This window comes from Bacteroides difficilis (assembly GCF_048319815.1).
GTDB classification, from domain to species: Bacteria; Bacteroidota; Bacteroidia; order Bacteroidales; family Bacteroidaceae; genus Bacteroides; species Bacteroides zhangwenhongii.
Map to the genome: position 1 here is coordinate 1,602,408 of NZ_CP182814.1, position 15,650 is coordinate 1,618,057.

At 42.1% G+C, this 15,650-nt stretch carries 15 protein-coding genes and 1 tRNA gene; 10 read left to right on the top strand and 6 right to left on the bottom strand.

Features of this window, described 5'->3' with window-relative positions:
* The first annotated feature begins 138 nt into the window (after positions 1-138).
* The 9 genes from ACNOGP_RS05930 to ACNOGP_RS05970 all read left to right on the top strand — a co-directional run bounded on the left by ACNOGP_RS05930 (position 139) and on the right by ACNOGP_RS05970 (position 6,180).
* Entirely contained in the window at positions 139-435 is a 297-nt protein-coding gene (locus tag ACNOGP_RS05930; RefSeq protein ID WP_024986348.1) for a hypothetical protein, read from the top strand.
* 2 nt (positions 436-437) lie between these two features.
* Entirely contained in the window at positions 438-1,799 is a 1,362-nt protein-coding gene (locus ACNOGP_RS05935; RefSeq protein WP_418214311.1) for a hypothetical protein, read from the top strand.
* A 332-nt stretch (positions 1,800-2,131) separates the two neighbouring features.
* Positions 2,132-3,319, top strand: a complete 1,188-nt coding sequence (locus ACNOGP_RS05940; RefSeq protein ID WP_008642534.1) for a reverse transcriptase/maturase family protein — start codon at positions 2,132-2,134, stop codon at positions 3,317-3,319.
* Positions 3,282-3,710, top strand: a complete 429-nt coding sequence (locus ACNOGP_RS05945; protein WP_005650561.1) for a hypothetical protein — start codon at positions 3,282-3,284, stop codon at positions 3,708-3,710. Before ACNOGP_RS05940 ends, ACNOGP_RS05945 begins: the two co-directional genes overlap by 38 nt.
* Positions 3,707-4,087: a hypothetical protein gene (locus tag ACNOGP_RS05950; RefSeq protein WP_418214312.1), complete on the top strand. Its 381-nt coding sequence runs from the start codon at positions 3,707-3,709 to the stop codon at positions 4,085-4,087. Before ACNOGP_RS05945 ends, ACNOGP_RS05950 begins: the two co-directional genes overlap by 4 nt.
* The gene (locus ACNOGP_RS05955; protein ID WP_009038912.1) at positions 4,084-4,683 is read left to right on the top strand and encodes a hypothetical protein; all 600 of its coding nucleotides are present in this window, start codon (positions 4,084-4,086) and stop codon (positions 4,681-4,683) included. Before ACNOGP_RS05950 ends, ACNOGP_RS05955 begins: the two co-directional genes overlap by 4 nt.
* Positions 4,680-5,276: an N-acetylmuramoyl-L-alanine amidase gene (locus ACNOGP_RS05960; RefSeq protein ID WP_005650556.1), complete on the top strand. Its 597-nt coding sequence runs from the start codon at positions 4,680-4,682 to the stop codon at positions 5,274-5,276. Before ACNOGP_RS05955 ends, ACNOGP_RS05960 begins: the two co-directional genes overlap by 4 nt.
* Entirely contained in the window at positions 5,266-5,883 is a 618-nt protein-coding gene (locus ACNOGP_RS05965) for a DUF6549 family protein (RefSeq protein ID WP_008642540.1), read from the top strand. Before ACNOGP_RS05960 ends, ACNOGP_RS05965 begins: the two co-directional genes overlap by 11 nt.
* Positions 5,884-6,099: 216 nt before the next feature.
* A tRNA-Arg gene (locus ACNOGP_RS05970) sits at positions 6,100-6,180 on the top strand.
* 172 nt (positions 6,181-6,352) lie between these two features.
* Here the strand turns inward: ACNOGP_RS05970 and secDF are convergent.
* The 5 genes from secDF to ACNOGP_RS05995 all read right to left on the bottom strand — a co-directional run bounded on the left by secDF (position 6,353) and on the right by ACNOGP_RS05995 (position 14,302).
* Positions 6,353-9,367: a protein translocase subunit SecDF gene (gene secDF, locus ACNOGP_RS05975; protein WP_418214313.1), complete on the bottom strand. Its 3,015-nt coding sequence runs from the start codon at positions 9,365-9,367 to the stop codon at positions 6,353-6,355.
* A gap of 165 nt (positions 9,368-9,532) precedes the next feature.
* Positions 9,533-11,620 carry a M3 family metallopeptidase gene (locus ACNOGP_RS05980; protein WP_418214314.1) on the bottom strand — a complete coding sequence of 696 codons (2,088 nt, stop codon included), beginning with the start codon at positions 11,618-11,620 and terminating at the stop codon, positions 9,533-9,535.
* 31 nt (positions 11,621-11,651) lie between these two features.
* Positions 11,652-12,737, bottom strand: a complete 1,086-nt coding sequence (locus ACNOGP_RS05985; RefSeq protein WP_143866209.1) for an endonuclease/exonuclease/phosphatase family protein — start codon at positions 12,735-12,737, stop codon at positions 11,652-11,654.
* A gap of 4 nt (positions 12,738-12,741) precedes the next feature.
* Positions 12,742-13,647: a rhomboid family protein gene (locus ACNOGP_RS05990; RefSeq protein ID WP_288213771.1), complete on the bottom strand. Its 906-nt coding sequence runs from the start codon at positions 13,645-13,647 to the stop codon at positions 12,742-12,744.
* On the bottom strand, positions 13,628-14,302 hold the full coding sequence (locus ACNOGP_RS05995) for a rhomboid family intramembrane serine protease (protein ID WP_007762035.1): 675 nt from the start codon (positions 14,300-14,302) through the stop codon (positions 13,628-13,630). The genes ACNOGP_RS05990 and ACNOGP_RS05995 overlap by 20 nt, the downstream gene beginning before the upstream one ends.
* Before the next feature lie 218 nt (positions 14,303-14,520).
* Between ACNOGP_RS05995 and ACNOGP_RS06000 the strand changes: the two genes are divergently transcribed.
* Positions 14,521-14,793, top strand: a complete 273-nt coding sequence (locus ACNOGP_RS06000) for an HU family DNA-binding protein (protein ID WP_007762033.1) — start codon at positions 14,521-14,523, stop codon at positions 14,791-14,793.
* Positions 14,794-14,869: 76 nt separating this feature from the next.
* On the opposite strand, the gene ACNOGP_RS06005 is transcribed toward ACNOGP_RS06000, so the two are convergent.
* Positions 14,870-15,634, bottom strand: coding sequence for a hypothetical protein (locus ACNOGP_RS06005; protein ID WP_418214315.1), 765 nt, complete (start codon positions 15,632-15,634; stop codon positions 14,870-14,872).
* Between the last annotated feature and the right edge of the window lie 16 nt (positions 15,635-15,650).

Genomic DNA, 15,650 nt, shown 5'->3' on the forward strand with positions numbered 1-15,650 from the left:
GGCGGTAAGAAAACAAGTAAAAAAGGCAAGGGTGGATGTAAATAGCCCTCATGTGTTTAGTTTTGTCTGAAAATGTGTTTAGCGAACACATTTATGATTATATTTGCAGTTAGATAAACTTGATTTACTTAGTGAATTATGGAAACAACAATGTATAGCCTGCGGATTCTTTCCAAAGGCAAGGTTACAGACCTTTCCAATGGTTTTGCTTTGGGTGGTGTTCCGTTTACCATCTTTGTACGACCTAAAGAGGTTACGATGGAAACAAGTACGCTGCTTAAATGCAAGCTCATTTGTGATAAGGAATTTAGTATGTTCCCCGTACCTATCGGGGATTGGACGCCCGGAGCGATAACCGTAATATCCCCAAACGGTATCGACCTTTCGGTATATGATGTGTATTGGGGTGCTGGTGAAACATTAAATAACTTATAGCTATGGGATTATTATTGGGAAGCGGAAACACGAAACCGCAATATCCTTACGACCAATGGTATGGGGTGCAAGGTGATTTCAACTCACAGGACTACAAACTAAAGCGTGTGGGTAATTTGGATTTGCACCGTACATTACCCATTCAAGCGAAGCTGAAACGCTTTGTGGAAAACCCTGACGGCTCGGTTAAGTATTACCTTAACCAAAATGACAGCCGTAAAAAGGATTCGGGTGCAACGGCTGTGATTGACAGCACGGACGGTAATGTAATGCTTGAAAAGCCGGAATATTACTTCAAGTTGGAGATAGAGGGGACGAAATGGATTCGTGCCTATTCCGAATATCCGTTGCCCGGCTTTATCAAGATGGAACGAAAGACGGTAAGCCCGTGGTATGCAACGGTGGATATTACCAACTCTGTAGCCGTTTCGGGATGTTGGCTCACTTGGAATGGCGATGAAATTGCAAGGGATTCAGACGGATTTGTTATACTCAAAGCGAATGCCGCACAATTCAGAGGTGGTTCGGGTGCTGGTGATGCCGCTAAGGATGGTACTTACAACTCCATGTTGGGTATGCCTCGTACTTCCATTTCAAAGGCTGGTGTTCGTCCTCTTTGCAAGAACGGAACACACCACGGGGCGTACAGGGTGTACAATGAAATTGCTTGGTTGCAACGTGTGGAATATGCCTCATTGCACTGCCAAGATGCTTACACCGAAACGCTGACTGCTGACGGATTCCATCAAGGAGGCTTAGGGAGTGGTCCGGTTGTTAATGGTACGGAGTGGAATACATGGGGAGGTTACAGACCCTTTGTGCCTTGCGGTGTTACTGCAACGCTGGGAAACAACACGGGTAAGGTGTCCTACACCATCAAGGGATGGACTGGTGGCGATAAGGTGGTACAAGTAACCTCTTACCGTGGCTTGGAAACTCCTTATGAATACTTGTGGATGCTTGCTGATGATGTACTAATTTGGCATAAAGCGGATGTGTCTATTGCCTATGTATGCGAAGACCCGACAAAATTCACCTCTCATTCAGATAGTGCTACTACCGTACCTATCGGATATGAAGCCATTACGGAGCTTCCACGAACTGAGGGCTATGTGCTTTCTATGGCTCATTCCACTAAAGGTTATTCCTTTGCCGAAAAAGTAGGAGGTTCAAGTAATAAAGGGTATTGCGATTACTATTGGACTCCCACAGGTGGTAGTACGTGGTCTGCTGTAGGCTGGTATGGTGTCCTTTTGTCTGCTCATGCGGGTTTTGGTGCGTATGCGGGTTTCGGTTGTCTGCTTGCGCTTTCTCGTTCCTCGGGTGCGAATGCGTACCTTGGGTTCCGCTTGTGCCGTTTTTGACGGACTGCAAAACTCGGTGAACGGAGCAACGAAAATGGCGTTGGATTGAAAAAAATAAAAACATAACAGGGTTGTGGCGGCTGGTGCCCTTTTGTCTGCTAATGCGAATAATGGTGCGAATGCGGGTTTCGGTTATCTGAATGCGAATAATCGTTCCTCGAATGCGAATGCGAACATTGGGTTCCGCTTTTACCGTGGTTTCAACTTATAACTGTTGCTGCCACGCCCTTACCTCACAGGGACTATCGGCACGTCTGATAGTTGGTAAAATAATATGGATTAGGACGGTGCAAGTAAGTAATTGAAAGCTCTGTTTTAGAACAACGGCACAAATGGGTGTAGTAAAGACTGAATACGGGTTATGTTATACGGCTGATACCTGCTTTAATCAATACTCGGATTTTGAGGATTGCGGTTTATATGTCGGTGATACAGGAAAGATATTCATTTCCCAAGCTAAGAAAATTAAGAATGTTTATCACCTGATATATGAATGCTCCAACCTCATACGGGCGCAATATAAGGCACAGCAAGGCAAAGGAGAGCGTACCGAAATATCCAAGTTCAATGAGAACATTTTGGAGAATTTGGATAGCTTGTACTGGGACTTGCGCAATGAAACTTATACCCCCGGTGAATATCGGATTAAGGTTATATATGAGCCGAAAGAAAGGGTGATTATGATTGCCCCGTTCTTCCCGGACAGGATAGTACACCATTGCATTATCAATGTGTTGGGGCGTTACTGGACTAACTTCTTCATTGCGAATACATACGCTTGTATCAAAGGGCGTGGTATTCATAAATGTATGGAGGATGTGCATACGGCTTTAATCATAGACAGAAAAGGTACAAGGTTCTGTTTGAAGATTGACATCAAGAAGTTCTATGATAACATAGACCACGCAGCATTGAAAAGGATAATCCGCTACACTATAGCGGATGAACAACTGTTAAGGCTGTTGGATAAGATAATAGATAGTAACGGTAAAGACAAGGGGCTGCCAATAGGCAATTTCACAAGTCAATATTTGGCTAATCTCTATTTAGCATATTTCGACCATTGGGTTAAAGAAGAACTGGCTAAGATAGTGATGAAGCGTTTTGGGGTGAAAATCTACTACTATCGCTATATGGATGATATGGTGATACTATGCGCTGACAAAGAGGCACTGCATTTCGTACTCGACATGATGGGGCTTTACTTGGGTGGCGAATTGAAAGTAGAGATTAAAAGCAACTGGCAGATATTCCCGGTTGATGCTCGTAGCATTGATTATGTGGGATTCAAACAAAACCATTACGGCATATTGCTAAGAAGCGGTATTCTGAAAAGGTTTTATAAGAAATTCCACCGCACCATCAATAAATACGAAATCAAAGATGAAACGGATATTAAACACTTCTTCCCATCTGAATATGGCTGGATAATCAGATGCTCGGAGGAACACAGTAAATTCATTTTTAATAATTGTTTGAACGATGGAAGCAAATGTTTTGACTACAGGGCTGCTGGCTAAGACTAAGCCGGAGGTGATAGATTCTCTTAATAACGGGCAGGGAACGTTCCTTTATAACCATAACATCAAAGAGGTTAAGGTTATTGCAGACAAAGAGGGTGGCATTGAGATTACGACTGATGCGGAACGTGCCACAGGCACGATGTTCCAATATGACAGCGTGAGGGTGGAATATCCAAAAACGGCTGATAATATTTTCAGCACGTTGCTTACTGCAAGATACCCGGCTAAGACAGAAAGTAAGCTGGTAAACGAATATCAGTCTGCCATGCTGGGATTGCTTGCCGAAAGTGCGAAATCCCCCTATGAGAACTTTTTGAAAGACCGTTTGGCTATCCGTGAAATGGTGGATGCCGATTGTGAAACCTATAATATACCGATGGACTTATGAACGAGGTAATGGACTTTGAGGAAACAGAATCCTTGAATGAAGATATTTCCGATTGTGAATACACCTCAGTAGATGCCGTGATTAATGAGGTCACGGTGTTTACGGGATGTAAGGAAAGACAGACAGAGAACGGAACGAGAACACTAATCGCCTATGGCGAGGGTATCGGTGCATCCGCTTTCTATACTGATAGTAAGAAGTTGAAAGATGTTGTTTTAGACCCGAAGCGCAAATATCCATTTCGTGCCGTAATCAAAGTGGTACGCTATGGAACGATGTACGGGTTTAAGTTCTTTCCACCGAATACTCCAATCACGCAGGAGGATAGGGATAACTTTGAGTATTACAAGCGAAACAAGTATAAGAAAAACCGATGATGGAAGAAAGTTTGAAAGTAGCACAAGGCATAAGCGATTTTGGCTTTATGGTGATAGTGTGCGCTGTGTTTCTCTGTTTGGCGGCTGCACTTATGGTAGCTTGTTTCAAGTGGTTCAAGTCTATCATTAACGACATGATTAAAAGCAATCAGTCTATGGTAGCCGAACTTCTGACGGAAACCAAAACCCAAAATGATATGCTCACTGACATTGCAGAGGGGTTAAGACCCGAAACGCAGTTGCGGATAAAAAACATATCAAGCATTTACTTTGACCTTGCCGTTGAGAGGGTTTGCCGTATAATAAAGAAAGTGCGTGAAGAAAACCACATCGCAGACCGTGAAGCCACGAAAGCGAAAGTACACACCTTGATTATGAATATGCACGAGGACAGAAACAGCCGATTTGATGCACATTCGTATCGAGGGAAACGATTGTCAAGCTACACTTCGCCCGAATGGATTGAATGGGTAGAGCAATGTGTGTTGTCAGAGGTTTATGCGGAAACGGTGAACAATGGCAGAGCTTATACCAATGTACAAATGGTATATGACAGAATTAAAATAGATTTTTACCATAAATTGAATCAAGAATGAAGATACTTATAGACAATGGGCATGGAGAAAATACACCGGGTAAACGCAGCCCGGATGGAACTTTCAGGGAGTATGCCTATACAAGAGAAATTGCGGATGAAGTCGTGCGTGAACTGGCTAAACGTGGCTATGTAGCGGAACGCATTGTTAAGGAGAACTTGGACGTGCCTTTGGCTGAACGTGCAAGGCGTGTGAACGAGATTTGCGCCCGATATGGAGCTAATAACGTGTTGCTTGTTTCCATCCACTGCAATGCTGCCGGGAATGGCGAATGGATGAATGCCCGTGGATGGTCTGCCTATACCACTAAGGGCAAAACGAAAGCTGACGAACTGGCAAACCGAATGTATGATGCTGCCGCTTGCTTTATTACCGGGCAAAAGATTAGGCGTGACTATTCGGATGGCGACCCGGATTGGGAGGAAAATTTTTACATCCTTTCCAAGACGAAATGCCCGGCTGTATTGACGGAAAATTTCTTCATGGATAACAAGGAAGATATTGCTTACCTTACATCTATGGAGGGGAAACAAAACATTGTGAACACCCACGTAGAGGGTATAATCCAATACATCAAGGAATATGAGAAATAAAGCGTTTTTGATATTAATCGCCCTCTGTGGGCTTTTGATGGCGGCTACCTTTGGGCTATGGGCTTATTGTTCCAAGTTGAAATCAGAAAAGGAAAGATTGGATGGCAACCAAACCGCCTTGTTGGAGAAAATTGAATTTTACCAAACAGAATCCGGAAAATCCGCTGCTTCTGTACAGGCATTGACTTTATCCAAGTCTGAGGTGGAAAAGCATTGTGCCGACTTGACGAATACCGTTAAGGAACTTGACTTGAAAGTAAAGAGGTTACAAGCGGCTTCCACGAATGCAACAAAAACGGAGGTGGAGGTACAAACCATAGTTAAGGATAGCATTATATACCGTGATACATCCTATCTTAAAGTCCAAGCGATACGATGGAAAGACCCGTGGATAAATGTTGATGGCTTAATCATGCCCGATAAGAAACTGGATTTACGCATACAATCTGTAGATACCCTATTTCAAGTAGTGCATAGAGTGCCTAAGCAATGGTTGTTTTTCCGATGGGGAACAAAGGCTATTAGGCAAGAAGTTGTAAGTAGCAATCCCCATACCAAAATAGTGTATTCGGAATATATAGAATTGAAGAAACGGAAAAAGAAATGATTAGGTGTTAGTAATAGAGTAGAACTTTTGTTCTGAGCCGGGTTCGCTGTGAAGTGCGCCCGGTTTTTCTTTGTCCTTTGAAATAAAAGTCATATCTTTGCAGTACCGATTCTGAAAATCGGTGTTGCATTGTACCCCTGTATTCTTCTTTTGGAGAGGCAGGGGTATTCAACAAAAATGCAAAAGTTCTACTATAGTTCTACGAAAAATTGAAATAGTCTCGCAAGTGACTGATACTCAAAGTTGGATTAGAAGTTTCCTAAACTTTAGATAGGGGTTCGATTCCCCTCGGGGCTACTACAAAGAATCTATAGGAAGTTGTGTTGGATGCTTTCATGCTGTATCGAGTTTTAAGTTTTACAATGGCTTCTTTTAAGATGAACGTCTTATAGCTTCTATTTGTTTTAATAATCAATAGAAAAAGCCTCTTCCGAACTTCGGAAGAGGCTTTTTCTATTTCTGGAATATTTTATTCTCCCGCAGTTGTTGCTACAGTCTTTTTGTTCTTCATAAAGTTGTATGCAATCGGAGATGCAATAAACAGTGAAGATAAAGTACCGATTACAACACCGAGAATCATTGCGAATGCAAAGCTGCGGATAGAGTCACCACCGAGGATGAAGATACACAGCAATACGATCAATGTACTCAATGAAGTATTGATGGTACGAGCCAGTGTAGTGTTCAGAGAGTCATTGAACAACTGGCGCTTGTCACGTTTCGGATACAATCCGAAGAACTCGCGTACACGGTCGAAGATTACCACCTTATCATTAATAGAGTAACCGATAGCCGTCAGGATAGCACCGATAAAGGTCTGGTCGATTTCCAGTGAGAATGGCAGGATACCCCAGAATAATGAATAAGCACCGATAATCATGATTGTGTCACAAGTCAATGCCGCAATAGAACCGATACTGTATGCAATGTTACGGAAACGGATCAAGATGTACAAACCGATAGCGATCAATGCCAGAACAACTGACCAGATAGCACCGGTCTTGATATCGTCAGCAATGCTAGGACCTACTTTCTGTGAACTTACGATACTACCGCCTGTATGGTTATCGCGGTCAATGAAAGTAGCCAATGTAATATTCTGAGTCAATAACGGCTTCAGTGTTTCATATAAATAAGATTCGATTTCCGAGTCAACATTATTGCCTCCGTCTTCGATACGGTAGTTAGTACTGATACGAACTGTTTTCTTATCTGTACCGATGGCGATAACACTAACGTTTGCATCACCGAACTTGCTTGCGATCAACTCACGTACCTGTTCCGGTTCTACCGGGTTTTCAAACTGTACCTTGAAGTTACGTCCACCTGTAAAGTCGATACTTTGACTTAGACCGCGAATAGCAAATGAACCGATACAGATGATGATAATCACACTAGTGATAATAAAGGACTTTTTGTTTGTTCCCATAAAATCGAAGTGTGTATTGGTCATCAGGTTCTTTGAGATCTTAGTGGTAAATGTCAGGTTCTGCCATTTATCTTTACTCAAGAAATGTTCGTAAACCAGACGGGTCATGAACACTGCGGTAAAGAACGATACAAGGATACCGATAATCAAAGTCGTTGCAAAACCACGGATAGGTCCTGTACCGAAATTGAATAGAATAATACCTGTAATAATAGATGTCAAGTTAGAGTCAAAGATAGCGGAGAAGGCATTAGAATAACCGTCAGCCAATGCTTTCTTCACTCCCTTGCCTGCACGAAGTTCTTCTTTAGTACGTTCATAAATCAATACGTTCGCATCCACTGCCATACCCAGCGACAATACCATACCGGCAATACCGGACATCGTCAATGCAGCCTGGAAAGAAGAAAGGATACCTAATGTGAAGAAGAAGTTCAGGAACAAAGCACCGTTGGCAACCATACCCGGGATGAAACCATACATAGAGCACATATAGATCATCAACAGGATCAAAGCTACAACGAATGAGAAAATACCGGCATTGATAGATTCCTGACCCAACGACGGACCAACGATATCTTCCTGTACGATGTGAGCCGGAGCCGGCATCTTACCTGATTTCAATACGTTTGCTAAGTCTTTTGCTTGTTCAGGAGTAAAATGACCTGTAATCTGTGAACGTCCGCCTGTGATTTCTGAATTTACGTTCGGTGCAGAATATACATAATTATCAAGAACAATAGCAATAGAACGACCGATATTCTGTTTTGTCAACTGAGCCCAACGGCGTGCACCGTCAGAGTTCATTGTCATACTTACAGCCGGTTTGCTGTATTGGTCAAATTCGTCTTTAGCGTCTGTTACTACATCGCCTTCCAACGGAGCTTTACCGTTACGTTCGGTAGACTTGATCGCGTATAATTCGAATGTTTGTCCTTTCTTGTCGAACTCAGAAGGAGAAACGCCCCATTTCAGGCGAAGGTCTTTCGGAAGTTCTGCCTTGATTTCCGGCATAGCCAGATACTTGTTGATATCAGCAGTATCTTTATAGTTTGCATAACCGATAACAGGACCTTGTCCGCTTGAATTCAATTGAAGCATAGACAACAGAGGATATTGTTTCTTGAGCTCTTCCATGTTTACAGAAGGCTTTTCAGAGGCTGTTGTGTCACCTTTCAGTGCAGCGGCAAGGCTATCGGCGGCACTTACAGCTTTTTTCTCCACCGGAGTAGCTTCAGTGAGAACGGCAGCTTCTATTGTATCTCCATCAGCTGTTGTTTCTTCAGCTAAGATAGCGCGCAATTTGGCGTCAGCAGACTGCATGGAAGGAAGAACTTCCTTGGCTGTATAAGTTTCCCAGAATTCCAGGTTAGCAGAACCTTGGAGAAGTTTTCTCACACGTTCCGGTTCTTTGATACCCGGCAGCTCCACCATGATACGTCCCATTTTGTCTTCCAGACTTTGGATATTCGGCTGAACAACACCGAAGCGGTCGATACGGGTACGGAGTACATTGTATGAGTTCTCAACGGCAGCTTTTACTTCTGCTCTCAATACTTTTTCAACTTCAGCGTCTGTTGATTTCTGGTTAACCTTGTCTTTCAACTGTTGTGTTGCGAAGAGTTCGGAAAGTTTCGCCTCCGGAGCAGCCTTATGGTATTCTCTGATGAACAGTGTAATGATATCATCCTGACTGTTGATTGCCTGCTTTGCAGCTTCTGCCAATGCTTTGTTGAAAGCTTCGTCCGGCTTGTTGTCGGCCAGTGCTTTGATAACATCGGGTACAGAAACTTCAAGGATAACGTTCATACCACCCTTCAGGTCCAAACCTAAACTAATCTCCATCTCACGACATTGTTTCAGCGTCCAGTTACCCAGCCAGACTTTCTCGTTGGAGAGAGAGTCGAGGTAGTCTTGTTCTACTTTCGGGTCGCCGTTCGCAATTTCTTTCGCCTTGTTGGTATAGTGGCGTGTTACGAAGGAGAAGGAGAGGTAGAACACGCATACCAGCGTGAGTAATACCGCAAAAACCTTTACAAATCCTTTGTTTTGCATTTTACTTTTAATTTATGATGATTACTTTTTTAATTTAATATTCAGTTAAATTCTGTCGTATACAAGTTCTTTTTGCCGCATACAAGGCTGCAAATATAGTTTTTTTTTCACATTTATATGTAACAAGCCCTCAAATATTTGATGTTTAAGGGCTTTTTTGCAGAATTATTTCATTCCCCTGTTTTTCAGCAATGGTTCCAAACTAGGCTCTGCTCCTCGGAAATTCTTATAAAGTACCATCGGATCTTCACTGTCTCCTTTTTCCAAAACATTGTGGCGGAACAGGTCTGCGGTGGTTTTATCAAAAATTCCGTGTTCTTTGAAAGCTTCAAAAGCATCGTTGTCCAATACGTTGGCCCACAGATAACTGTAATATCCGGCAGCGTATCCACCGATGATATGATTGAAGTAAGTAACGCGGTAACGTGGCGCTATCTCAGGGATCAGATTGAGTTTGTCCATCGCTTCTTTCTCGAATGAAAGTATATCCATATTGTTTACATCTGTCACTGTGTGCAGGTTCATGTCGAGGATAGCGGCTGCCAGCAATTCGGTAGTCATGAATCCTTGATTGAAAGTCTTCTGTTGCAGTATCTTTTCGATGATTTCATCGGGGATTACTTCTCCGGTCTGATAATGTTTGGCATATATTTTCAGTACCTCCGGTTCGGTAGCCCAATGTTCGTTGATTTGAGAAGGGAGTTCTACAAAGTCACGTACTACGTTTGTGCCGGATGTTCCCTTGTATTCACATTTTGTCAGTAAGCCGTGTAGGGCATGTCCAAATTCGTGGAACAAGGTTTCTACTTCATCCATTGTCAATAGTGATGGAGTATCGCCTACCGGTTTGGTGAAACTGCAAACGTTGCACACTAACGGACGGGTTGCTCCTTGCTGCTCACGGTAATTACTCATCCAGGCACCTCCGCTTTTTCCGGCACGTGGGAAATAGTCCACATAGAAAATACCGAGCTGAGAGCCGTCAGCGTCTTTCACTTCAAACACCTCAACATCCGGATGATAGGTCGGAATTCTTGTCAGCTTGTTGAAAGTGATACCATATAACTTGTTGGCTACGGCAAAAGCACCTTCACGTACATTTTCCAATTTAAAATAGGGCTTTGTCTCCTCTTCGGACAGATTGTATTTCTCTTTTCGTAGCTTTTCGGTATAGTACCACCAGTCCCATGCCTCCAACTTTTCGCCTTTACCTTCCTTGTCCATCAGCTTTTGAAGCTCGGCGGCCTCTTCTTTGGCTTTAGGCAGTGCATAGCTCCAAAGATTGTTCAAAAGATCCATTACGTTCGTCGCGTTTTTAGCCATCGTCTCATCCAACACGAAATTTGCGTAACAGTCGAAACCTAACAATTTAGCTTTTTCCAGACGGAGAGAAACGATTTTGCGGATGTTCTCTTTGTTGTCGTTCTCATTGTTATTATTTCCCCGATTGATATACGCTTTGTATATTTGTTCCCGAAGCGGGCGATTCTCAGCATATTGCAGGAATGGCAGACGGCTGGCGTTATGCAGGGTAAATAACCATTTGCCCGGTTGCCCGGCGGCTTTTGCTTCTTCAGCTGCACTTTGACGGAACCATTCGGGCAATCCTGCTAAGTCCTCTTCTTTCTCGACGAAGAGCTGGTACGCATTATTTTCGTTCAGTACATTATTGCTGAATGTGATACCGAGTGTGGACAGTTCTTTGTTTATTTCACGCAAACGTGTCTGTTTTTCTGCGCTAAGATTGGCGCCTGAACGGACAAACTGTTTGTAGGTCTTGTCCAGCAGGCGTTTCTGCTCTGTGGTCAGATTCAGGGAATCTTTTTGTTGGTAGACATCGTTTACACGCTTGAAAAGTTTCTTATTCAAGGATATATTGTCTTCATGTTCCGAAAGAACCGGAGCCAGCTTGATGGATAGCGCAGTTAATGAGTCGGTCGTTTCAGCATCTGTCATATTGAAGAAAATAGCGCTTACCCGATCCAGGATTGGTGCACTGTTATCCAATGTCACGATGGTATTTTCGAATGTAGGGATTTCCGGACTTTCGATGATAGCTTCGATATTTTGATTTTGTTCCTCGATACCTTTCAGGAAGGCAGGCTCATAATGTTCCAATCTGATTTTGTCAAAGGAAGGAACGCCATACTCGGTTTGGAACTCTGCAAAGAAAGGATTACTTTCTGTTTTGGTAGCACAGGAGTACATCATACAACTTACTGCTAAAAGGGTTAATGTCTTTTTAATCATCATTATGTGTTTTATAATATAGAATTTTCCGTTTTTATCGTTTGCTGATATAACACCAAATCGGATAGTGGTCCGAAGCCTTAATAGAACGGTCTACAGTACAATTATAGGCTTTCAGGTCAGGACTAATCAGGATATTGTCGATTCGGAAGTAGAACTTGTTCTGGTTATAGGAGATTCCCAATCCTTTACCGGACTGTGTGAAAGCGTCATCCAGTTCTTGAGTGAGAACCCGGTGGGTATACGAAATAGAACCGTCGTTGAAATCTCCACATACAATCATTGTAGGATAATGGCTTTCTGTAATGATTCTCGCTACGGAATCTGCTTGAGAGGCACGGATAGCCGATGCTTCCCCTAGTTTTCGAATTAGTTGGCGGAGTCCGGTCTTTACTTTTTTAGCATTCGGATCTTTTATCATATCTTCATAGATCCCTCTGTCTTCTTTGGTGAGCTTGTTGGATTCCAAGTGATTGTTGATTAATGTAATAGTGTCATTATTTACATTCAGCACATATTTCATAGAACCGTTATAATCACTTTTATACTCAATAAGTTGTGACGAGAGTATCGGGAATTTGGAGAAACAGGCAAGCTGCACATCTCCTTTCCTTTGTTGGCGAATGGATTGATAGGGATACGCTTTTAACGCTTTCTTTACATCCTGCTCCGTTACGAACTTCTTATTGCCGGCTGTGTTGTATTCTTGCAGGCAGATAATGTCTGCATTGCTGTTTTTCAGATAAGATAAAATCGGATTCTTCCCATCTTTCTTCTTCAGATTACTAAAGCTCATTACATTGTAAGACAGAACTTTGATACTTCCTTCCGGTATTGTCCGGGTAGTAGAGTTGAAAGGAATATAAGTCCGTATTTGCGGAAAGCAAATCAGAAAACCGATGACGGGTAGTAGTGCATATCTGTAATTGACAAATACCCAAAGAAACAGGAAAAATAGATTGATAATCAGGAATATTGGAAATGCAAGTCCGAGACAGGAAACTAACGGATTGACTTTGGGGCTGAGATAGGGGCTATAAGCGCTTAATATCAGCGTTCCCACGAAGAATGCGTTGATAGCCAGTATCAGATATGCGACAATTTTGCCAATATGTTCCATTCTTTTATCTTTTGCTTGCGTCAAACAAGCTTTTCTTTTCTTCTGTCGTCAGACTGTCGTAACCGGATTTTTTCAGCTTTTCCAGAATACGGTCCACTTCGTCAGATTGTGCTTTTTTATGGGCATTATAATCATAATCTTTCCGTCGTTCGGTAGCATTGCTGCCATAGTGTACTTTCATTTTAGGTTTGCGTTCCCATGTTTTCTTTTGGAAAAGAGAGATGAAACCATCCAGAATCCAGTTAATCCAGGAAGTTAAGTCAATCCCCTTACTCAGACTGGCTGCAAACCAAAGCCCGGCAAGAGCACCTCCTAGATGGGCAATGTGTCCTCCGGCATTGCTTGAGGTAATGGACAGTACATCAATTCCGATAACGACCAGTGCAAGATATTTGAGACGGACAGCACCGAAAAGAAAAAGTTGCACCCTATAGTTGGGTTCACGATAGGCCGTAGCCGCTACGATAGCTAGTACGGAAGCGGAAGCCCCGACTAACGTTGCTCCGGTCACTTGTGAGCTGAATAAAGGAAATACGTTGTAGGCGACCATATAAAGCAAACCTCCGCAGATACCTCCCAATATATATAGCCCTCTTAAATGCTTTGCCGAGAAAAAATAAAGAAATAAACTCCCGAACCAGTATAGCCAAAGCATATTGAATAGAATGTGCAGAATACCGGCATGCATAAACATATAGGTAAACAATGACCACGGTTGATGGATAAACCCGATAAAAGAGGCCGGTAAAGCGAATATGTTGAATATATCGGGAGTGTTGACTTCAAACAGTCGTAGAAAAACATGAATCAATGTGCCGATCACAAAGATACCGACATTGATATAAATCAGTTGGATAAAAATGTTTCCTCTTCTGAATGTTTCCTTCAAATCAGCTATAATATGTCCCATTGTTATTACTTTTTTTTCTCCAATACAAAATCAGTATCAGTCCGAACAACATTCCGCCTAAATGGGCGAAGTGGGCGACGTTGTCTCCTATGTTGTTGGCAAGTCCTGACCATAACTCAATTGCGGCATATCCGATTACGAAAAATTTGGCTTTGATCGGAAAAGGTAGCGGGAAGATAAACAACCGATTATCGGGAAACAGCATACCGAATGCCAGCAATATGGCATAGACAGCTCCTGAAGCACCTACGGTAGTCATCATGTTCAGATACTCTTCCATGGGAATAATACCGGTACCTATATTTACTTGTGAATATTGGCTGAGTTCTGTTGCATATTGAATATATTGTACTCCTTCTTGGATAACTCCCGCACCGATACCACAAAGGATATAATAGAACAGAAAACGTCTGGGTCCCCATGTTTGTTCGAGAATCGGACCGAACATGAAAACGGCGAACATATTAAAGAAAATATGGCTGAATCCGCCATGCATGAACATATAAGTGATAAGTTGCGCCGGATTGAAGTCACTTGCGAGGAAAAAATGTAATCCTAGATAATTAGTCAGATCTACTCCATAGCGTTGTGCTACGAATGTACCGAAAAACATTAGTACATTGATAATTATCAGGTTTTTAGTTACAGTTGGCATCATTTTTTTATTCTGAATATTATGATAATAGATGCAAAAGTACGAATAAATTCTGTTTTAAAGCATGAAAAGTGCTTCCTATTAGCTCTTTTTCAATAATTTGCTGCGTTTTTTTTATGTTTTTATTTGATATGTTGTTTTGTTCGGCTATATTTGTGGAATTAATCCATTGTGGGAGAATCTTTTGTTATATATATTAATTAATCATTTTACGTATTATGAATAAGTCTGATCTTATTAATGCAATGGCTGCCGAAGCTCAAATGAGCAAAGCCGATGCAAAAAAGGCACTTGATGCTTTCGTCACTTCAGTTACTAATGCCATGAAAGCCGGTGAGAAAGTATCTCTCGTTGGTTTTGGTACTTTCTCTGTAAGCGAAAGAGCTGAAAGAACAGGTATTAACCCTTCTACAAAAGCAACTATTACTATTCCCGCTAAGAAAGTAGCTAAATTTAAAGCCGGTGCTGAATTATCCGCAGCTGTTGAATAAGATAGATAGTTGAAAGAAATTAAAAAAGGTGTCCTTTAAAAGACACCTTTTTTAATTATCAATAAGTAGGCTATGGTTATTTCCCAATAATTCCTGCCCAACTATCCGTAAAGCGGAAATTACCTATATTTCCTGCGTAATTATTGCGATTCTTTAGCATTATTCCTTTTATTCCGGCCTTCAAAGCCCCCTCTTCAGTAGCTACCGCATCCGGTGTGGGCTCTTTATCCTTCAGTTCCGGGTCGACAAATAATGAAGCTTGATTCTGTGCGAAATCAATTTTTAATACAATTAGGTGTGTGGCATTCAGGTCATACGTTTTAGGAGAAGAAGCACGTTGTTTGTGTATACCCACTCCGAATTTAAGTTTGCTGCCTTGGTTGGAAGCAAAAATGAATCCACGACTTGTTCCGGCAGCGTGATTGGTACTTGTAGAAATAAAATCCATATTACCTTTTGCCTTGAATTTGGAGAAGTTTACCAGGAATGACACATAATAAGTTCCGGTAGAATACGCTCTTCCTGATTCCAAGCCGTAGATACTGGGGCGGAAGGTTGCGTCTTCGGGTAGTCCGCCCCAAATAATCGACAGTCCTTTCTCATTGTATCCTTTGTAAGACAGTTCTTTGCCTGCTACGGGACTCTCACCTATATAAGGTGCTTTCTCATTGAATACAGCACTCCATACATCTTTATTAAGAGGTGCTTTCTTGGCTGTGTAGGCTGCCTTTTCGATAGGTTCCCCTTCTTTGCATCCGTTGAGGAAATTGTTTCTCAATACTTGCGCATTGCTTAATGAAGCTGTGGTAACTAATGCCAGTGTTAATAGTACTTTTCTCATGGCTATTTCTGTTATT

What these genes read in the sequence shown, in the direction of transcription:
- ACNOGP_RS05990 (WP_288213771.1), bottom strand. Translation starts at nt 13,647, where the DNA reads ATGGGACATATTATAGCTGATTTGAAGGAAACATTCAGAAGAGGAAAC.
- ACNOGP_RS05980 (WP_418214314.1), bottom strand. Translation starts at nt 11,620, where the DNA reads ATGATGATTAAAAAGACATTAACCCTTTTAGCAGTAAGTTGTATGATG.
- ACNOGP_RS05935 (WP_418214311.1), top strand. Translation starts at nt 438, where the DNA reads ATGGGATTATTATTGGGAAGCGGAAACACGAAACCGCAATATCCTTAC.
- secDF (WP_418214313.1), bottom strand. Translation starts at nt 9,367, where the DNA reads ATGCAAAACAAAGGATTTGTAAAGGTTTTTGCGGTATTACTCACGCTG.
- ACNOGP_RS05950 (WP_418214312.1), top strand. Translation starts at nt 3,707, where the DNA reads ATGAACGAGGTAATGGACTTTGAGGAAACAGAATCCTTGAATGAAGAT.
- ACNOGP_RS05965 (WP_008642540.1), top strand. Translation starts at nt 5,266, where the DNA reads ATGAGAAATAAAGCGTTTTTGATATTAATCGCCCTCTGTGGGCTTTTG.
- ACNOGP_RS05985 (WP_143866209.1), bottom strand. Translation starts at nt 12,737, where the DNA reads ATGGAACATATTGGCAAAATTGTCGCATATCTGATACTGGCTATCAAC.
- ACNOGP_RS06000 (WP_007762033.1), top strand. Translation starts at nt 14,521, where the DNA reads ATGAATAAGTCTGATCTTATTAATGCAATGGCTGCCGAAGCTCAAATG.
- ACNOGP_RS05955 (WP_009038912.1), top strand. Translation starts at nt 4,084, where the DNA reads ATGATGGAAGAAAGTTTGAAAGTAGCACAAGGCATAAGCGATTTTGGC.
- ACNOGP_RS05930 (WP_024986348.1), top strand. Translation starts at nt 139, where the DNA reads ATGGAAACAACAATGTATAGCCTGCGGATTCTTTCCAAAGGCAAGGTT.
- ACNOGP_RS05945 (WP_005650561.1), top strand. Translation starts at nt 3,282, where the DNA reads ATGGAAGCAAATGTTTTGACTACAGGGCTGCTGGCTAAGACTAAGCCG.
- ACNOGP_RS06005 (WP_418214315.1), bottom strand. Translation starts at nt 15,634, where the DNA reads ATGAGAAAAGTACTATTAACACTGGCATTAGTTACCACAGCTTCATTA.
- ACNOGP_RS05960 (WP_005650556.1), top strand. Translation starts at nt 4,680, where the DNA reads ATGAAGATACTTATAGACAATGGGCATGGAGAAAATACACCGGGTAAA.
- ACNOGP_RS05940 (WP_008642534.1), top strand. Translation starts at nt 2,132, where the DNA reads ATGGGTGTAGTAAAGACTGAATACGGGTTATGTTATACGGCTGATACC.
- ACNOGP_RS05995 (WP_007762035.1), bottom strand. Translation starts at nt 14,302, where the DNA reads ATGCCAACTGTAACTAAAAACCTGATAATTATCAATGTACTAATGTTT.